The organism is Rhodococcus sp. T9N, assembly GCF_024436645.1.
In the GTDB taxonomy this organism is placed as follows: domain Bacteria; phylum Actinomycetota; class Actinomycetes; order Mycobacteriales; family Mycobacteriaceae; genus Rhodococcus_F; species Rhodococcus_F qingshengii.
Window position 1 is genome coordinate 1 of the sequence record NZ_JAMSKS010000051.1, and the last position, 5224, is coordinate 5224.

9 protein-coding genes are annotated in these 5224 nt (G+C 60.7%); all 9 read right to left on the bottom strand.

Translation table 11 applies throughout. From position 1 onward, the window contains the following. Window positions 1-444: hypothetical protein (locus M1L53_RS32865; RefSeq protein WP_261949488.1), on the bottom strand; the 444-nt coding region annotated here is incomplete at its 3' end. Then, window positions 441-1283: a hypothetical protein gene (locus M1L53_RS32870; protein ID WP_261949489.1), complete on the bottom strand. Its 843-nt coding sequence runs from the start codon at window positions 1281-1283 to the stop codon at window positions 441-443. The genes M1L53_RS32865 and M1L53_RS32870, both read right to left, overlap by 4 nt. Continuing rightward, window positions 1280-1636, bottom strand: a complete 357-nt coding sequence (locus tag M1L53_RS32875; protein ID WP_261949490.1) for an HNH endonuclease — start codon at window positions 1634-1636, stop codon at window positions 1280-1282. Before M1L53_RS32875 ends, M1L53_RS32870 begins: the two co-directional genes overlap by 4 nt. Then, window positions 1633-2382 (bottom strand): helix-turn-helix domain-containing protein, encoded by a 750-nt coding sequence (locus M1L53_RS32880; protein ID WP_261949491.1) that lies wholly within the window; start codon window positions 2380-2382, stop codon window positions 1633-1635. The genes M1L53_RS32875 and M1L53_RS32880 overlap by 4 nt, the downstream gene beginning before the upstream one ends. Beyond that, a complete protein-coding gene (locus M1L53_RS32885) occupies window positions 2379-2894 on the bottom strand; it encodes a WhiB family transcriptional regulator (RefSeq protein ID WP_261949492.1) in 516 nt (171 codons plus the stop codon). Before M1L53_RS32885 ends, M1L53_RS32880 begins: the two co-directional genes overlap by 4 nt. Continuing rightward, on the bottom strand, window positions 2891-3250 hold the full coding sequence (locus M1L53_RS32890; RefSeq protein WP_261949493.1) for a hypothetical protein: 360 nt from the start codon (window positions 3248-3250) through the stop codon (window positions 2891-2893). Before M1L53_RS32890 ends, M1L53_RS32885 begins: the two co-directional genes overlap by 4 nt. Next, a complete protein-coding gene (locus tag M1L53_RS32895) occupies window positions 3247-4128 on the bottom strand; it encodes an ATP-binding protein (protein WP_261949494.1) in 882 nt (293 codons plus the stop codon). The genes M1L53_RS32890 and M1L53_RS32895 overlap by 4 nt, the downstream gene beginning before the upstream one ends. Then, window positions 4125-4685, bottom strand: coding sequence for a hypothetical protein (locus tag M1L53_RS32900; RefSeq protein ID WP_261949495.1), 561 nt, complete (start codon window positions 4683-4685; stop codon window positions 4125-4127). Before M1L53_RS32900 ends, M1L53_RS32895 begins: the two co-directional genes overlap by 4 nt. Beyond that, window positions 4678-4983 (bottom strand): hypothetical protein, encoded by a 306-nt coding sequence (locus tag M1L53_RS32905; protein ID WP_261949496.1) that lies wholly within the window; start codon window positions 4981-4983, stop codon window positions 4678-4680. Before M1L53_RS32905 ends, M1L53_RS32900 begins: the two co-directional genes overlap by 8 nt. Between the last annotated feature and the right edge of the window lie 241 nt (window positions 4984-5224).

The window sequence follows — 5224 nt, forward strand, 5'->3', positions numbered from 1 at the left end:
TGCCTGCCGCTCGGCCAGTCGAATCCGAAGCTGCGAATCCTGTTCCGGCGTCAGAGCCACCAGAGGCTTCCTGCCGAGCGCAATCCGCCTGGCGTAGCGATGAGCCTGCGGCGGAGTCAAACCGAGCTCCTGGAGGATGTGAGACGCCTCCTCCATCGCTTCCCGCTTCGCTTCCGGGAGGGACTTCAGCGAGTCGTAGTACGCCTCCTTCGCGTACTTGACGATCGCCGCCGGCAACGGCTTGAAACCTTCCGTCTCGAGCCGGTAGGCCCGGGCCACGCCCGCGAGGAGATCCTCACGAGCGAGCCCGGACTCGGCGAACACTTCCGCCCACGCAACCTGGATTCCGTCGCCACCCGCAGGGAACCAGGGGTCATTGGCTGCGCACTTCATGAGCACCTGGGTCGCGGTTTCGATTGCCTCGGCGGCAACATCGGGATTCATGAGATTTCCTTTTGCGTTCCGAAGAGGACCGACTCGACGAGCTGATCACCCCGCTCGCGGTAACTCTGGATTTTTGCGTCCTGCTTTGAGACCGCAGGGGTGGCGCGAGGATCGAAGCGTGGAGTGATCGGTCCGTCGAGCCACATGTCTGCTCGGAGCCACCCGCCCGGAAGCTTCGTGTAGGCGTCCTCGCGGTTGGGATCTTCGGTGTATCGGATTGCCCCTGCGATCAACTCGGCGTTCGTGGCCCGCTTGATCGCCGCTTGCCATGCCTTGAGCGCATCTCGCTTCTGCTCCCGCTTCGGGTACGCGGACCAGAACTCTTCGAATGCTGTCGGATAGGAATTGCGGACGTCCGACACCGCAGGTTCGGACAAGGTAGTTATCCCCTGTTCCTCTGTTCCCCTGTTCCCCTGTTCCCCTGTTCCAGGCACGACACCCTCGCGAGGGCTCGCGACACTCTCGCGAATGATGGACTCCTTGTAGTCCAACGTGCCGTCTGGCCTGGGCAAACGTCCTTTTCCTGGCTTGTCGATCCGCTGGATCGCATCCCAGTTGGAGATGTACAGAAGTGGCCGACCATCGACCTTGTAGCGATGGATTAAACCGACCTGGGAGAGGTGGGAAATAGCTTCTGACACCCTCGCGAGGGTGTCGCGAGGGTTCGCCGCCATGTCGCGAGAGAACACATCCCCGACAATCAAAGCGAGGTCATCTCGGCCCACTCCGTTGTCGTCGACGTATGACTCCAGACCTTTCAAAACGAGACGCGCATCCCAATTCACGGAGGCAACGACACGCGATCGCCAGAACTCTGGTTTGGTGGATCGGATCCTCATGGTCGCTCCCCCTTGATTGGTCGGTGGAATGAGCCGTCATCGGACAGCAGGACCGGTTCGGCGTCGTGGACGAGGAGCACTGGAATCTCGTCCGGACGCCAACATCCCTTCACCGCCCACCCCTTTTCGTATGACGCCTTCGGATTTTCAGTGATCCATCCATGGCACCCGCGGACGCCGTCACCGCACACGTGGAGCAGGTTTGAGATGTCCCAATTGCCGCCCTGGGAACGGTTCTTGCGATGATGGATCGAGTGCCCCCAACCCAGGCAGATGCCCGGCAGGTGGACCTCGCACAAGCCTTGGGAACGCTTCTTTGCGCCCATGCGACCACGCTTCTCGTCGGCTTTCATGCTGCCGCCCTCAGTCGCTCGACCGTCCGTGGTGTGACATGCAGGCGCTCGGCAATCTCGGTCGCCGACAGTCCACAGGCGTGCAACTTCTCGAACGCTGCACGCCTCTCCAGTGAAGGAATCTCGCCGACCCACGTGCCGTCGATGACGCGCTGAACCAGGACCTCGTCGACACCAACATCAACAGGGGCGCTACCGGGCACCTCGAAGTAGTCGTCGATGTCATCCCACATGAACGGGTGAATGAACCCTTGACGTATGGCCCAACGAGAGGTTCGGGGGTCACCGAACTGCACGTGCGAAATCCGCTGGTAGCAATCGCTGACCATCTGATGAATGGGCCACTGCACCCTGGTCGCCACACGAATGCGAGTGATGAGCGAGTAGTCATCCCGTCCACACTCACGAGCGATTTCTCGTGCCGGCCAACCCATAACTGCCAACGCTTCGAGTCGTCGCCGCACGCCATAACTGAGAACCAGGGCCTGCTGATGTGTCGGACGCTGCGTCGTCGTCAACAGGGCCTCTGCGCTCGGCATCAGGATGTGCCGAGTCCGGACCTCGACCAGGTCTACAACCACCCGCGCTGAGACACCGGCGGCACGGGCAATCATGTTGTAGGTCATCCCAGAATCGAGCAAGGATTGGACATGACGGCGAACAGGAGCGGGATCGACCGTCGCTGATCGAGGCATCGGAGCGAACCTGGTTAAGGGTGGGCCGATGTACGCCTCCTTGGCGGTCATGCCGAAGCCGCCTTCTGCTCCGCCGTCTTCCGATGACGCTCCTGGTGGCATGTACGGCAGTACCGGTATCGGACTCCGTTGGATTCCTTGCGGTAACCCGTGCTCTCTTCTGTGAACTCGTGGCCGTGCTTGCAGTGTGTGCGCGCCGCATTGACTGCGGCCATGCCTACGAGCTCTTTCCGCTCCTGATCGGCGATGGCCTGTTCTGGAATCTTGACGTCACGAGATTCTGCGATAGCCCTGAGTGCTTCGAACTTCCGAGAAGCGGCACGTGAATCCCCACTATGGAAGACGCCGGCACGGATCCCCCAGGTCTCCTTGGCTGAAATCGCCTCGGCCGCACACTGTCCGATAACAGGGCACATATGGCAGGTGAGGATCGCAGCGTCATTCGACTTGGGCGGACTGACCGGGAACCAGGCGTCAGGGTTTTCGGACTTCGAGCACAGCGATTCCTCCGTCCACGGTGCACGGTCGAGGAGATTGAGCAGAGGTAGGAATGTGATGGTCATGCTCCACCGCCGTATCCCGCAAGGCGCATCGCTTCGAGAGCGAGCTTCGCTTGCGTTTGAAGTGCCGATCGGGTGTTCTCTCGTTCGCGGACCTTCGACTTCGCGTAGTCCACAGCCACTTTCGCCAACCGTGCAGCGCGAGCCTGATGCCGCGTTTCGAGGGTGACAAACGCTTCCTTGAAGGCGACAGTTCCCTGCGCCTGCATGAATGCCTTCGCCTCACCTACAGAGAGTGCATGTTCGGCATTCGCCCTACGATGCTCGAGCTTTTTCAGCTCCAGCAGTTCCGAGCCAGAGGTGGCGTTGAGTTCGCGCAGTTGCTTCTCAATCTCGATCAAGCTGTACGGATCACTCATGCTGCACCGGGCTCGGTAAGCGCCTGGCCGCGAGCGACAATGAAGGCGCGCAGCACAGTCGGTCGACCGTCGTCGTCAACCGTTGGCGCATTCGACAGATGAGCCGAATCGATTTCCTTGAGGATTGCCAACAGTTCGTCACGCGTGCCGGCGTCAACCGCACGCTGGCGGTAGTCGGCAATAGACGGGACATCGATACCGTCAGCCAGCCAGTCGGCGATCGTCGCAGCTAGATCAACACCAGGCTTCGCGATGACCTGACCGGCCAATGAAGAGATGCGAGACTTCGAAATCGTCAAACGACTCTCATGATCGAGGTCGCCGATCAAGTCGAACTCGTACTCGATTCCATCACGCTGAATCGGCTTCATGCCAACCTTGCGGGGCTCCTTCTTGCCGCGCTCGTTCTCCTCGATCACGTACTCCGTTTTTGTTCGGAGAGTTGCGATCACATGCCCCGGGTAGGTGAGCATTGCGTCGATCATCTGCTTCTCTTCAGGGCCGACTGCCTTCCATCCCGAGGTGAACTTGTTCGCGCCGCTACGGCGGTCGACTTGCTCGAGCATTCCGTCAGTGCCCATCCAGTAATGCGAGAGGGAGTCGACGAGCACGCAGCCGTACCCTGCTCCTGCGGCTACTCCGAATGCTTCGACGAGCGAGAGGGGCGAGAACTTGTCGGGTGAGATTGTGTCGAACTGCCAGCCATTGAGGCCGACGTACTTCGATGCTGATCCGCGCTCAGTGTCGATGACTGCGACGCGATCCGAGAGGGCGGTAGCGATAGCTAGGCCGGTGTAGGTCTTGCCGGATCCTGACGGGCCACATAGGGCGATGCGGGCTTTCGATGCTTTCTTGGTGGCTGGTTCGAACTGAATCATGGTCGATCCTCCTGCGATGGGGATTCGAGAGCGAGGAGCGGGATCGGGGACTTCGCCAGGAGTTCCTGGACGAGGGTCTTCGCCGCGGGCGTCGGCGTTGCGGAGACGACGCCGGGAGGTGTGGTGACGGTGATGCCAGGGATGTCAGCCCCGGGAGCGAGAGCGGACTTCAACTGCTCCTGGACCAGCCAGTCGGGAATGGACTCGACATGCTTGTACAAGTCGTCGGCGCCAGCGTCGGCGAGGACCGCGCAGATCTCCGCGGTATCCCCCAATTCGACTCGGAGTTCGAGCTTGTCCGCGAAACGCGTACGGACATAGGCATCGAACTTCTCCGGGTCGGTAATCTTGGCGGTCGGCTTGGGATCCGACTTCGACAACCGGCCCAGCTTCTCGTCGCCGAGGCGGGCCGCTTTGCTGTCGCCCTTGTCGAGCTGGTTTCCTGCAATGGACTTGACGTGATTGAACTCGTCGAGCACCGCGGATGCGAGGGCCTTGAGGACGACGGCACGGTTCGCCAGTTCGGCGTCCGTGTAGACATCGATGATGTCAGTCATTGAGTACTCCAATGGATTTGAGTTTGAGGCGGAGAGCGGCGGTGTTCATGCCTACGCAACTGACGCATTCCCACTTGTTCTCGTCGTGGATGCTGCGTTCATAGGTGTTGACTTCGACGCGGTTGCCGTAGTTGGCGATGACGATCTTGTTATGGCCGTCGATGATTTCTTCGGTCACCGGTGGTCGCCAGTTGCCTGGTGGTGGCCGGCCGCCTGGGTTTCGGAGTCGGCAGAACGCTTCGTGTTTGAAGTGGGCTGCGTCGTTGCCGCCGGCACATGTGCAATCGGGGTGGTTCATAGTCTGATCTCCAGATCGCGTAGCCGGTCGACGTCGTGGTCGGCGTCTCGCTGGTCCCACTTCTCACAGGGATCGTCGAGGCCGTCGTCGTGGTCGAAGTGGCTCATGACCGACCCCCGTTCCTGTAGTGGGAGATCCAGAACGTCGTGTAATGCCGATCGGCGATGGTCGATTCGATGCGCAGAGTTGGGAGGTCGTCCTTGTAGGCGCGGAGGAACTCCAGCTGCCGCACCTGTTCCCA

Coding starts and splice junctions, on each gene's coding strand:
- M1L53_RS32870 (WP_261949489.1), bottom strand. CDS start 1,283: ATGAGGATCCGATCCACCAAACCAGAGTTCTGGCGATCGCGTGTCGTT.
- M1L53_RS32875 (WP_261949490.1), bottom strand. CDS start 1,636: ATGAAAGCCGACGAGAAGCGTGGTCGCATGGGCGCAAAGAAGCGTTCC.
- M1L53_RS32880 (WP_261949491.1), bottom strand. CDS start 2,382: ATGACCGCCAAGGAGGCGTACATCGGCCCACCCTTAACCAGGTTCGCT.
- M1L53_RS32885 (WP_261949492.1), bottom strand. CDS start 2,894: ATGACCATCACATTCCTACCTCTGCTCAATCTCCTCGACCGTGCACCG.
- M1L53_RS32890 (WP_261949493.1), bottom strand. CDS start 3,250: ATGAGTGATCCGTACAGCTTGATCGAGATTGAGAAGCAACTGCGCGAA.
- M1L53_RS32895 (WP_261949494.1), bottom strand. CDS start 4,128: ATGATTCAGTTCGAACCAGCCACCAAGAAAGCATCGAAAGCCCGCATC.
- M1L53_RS32900 (WP_261949495.1), bottom strand. CDS start 4,685: ATGACTGACATCATCGATGTCTACACGGACGCCGAACTGGCGAACCGT.
- M1L53_RS32905 (WP_261949496.1), bottom strand. CDS start 4,983: ATGAACCACCCCGATTGCACATGTGCCGGCGGCAACGACGCAGCCCAC.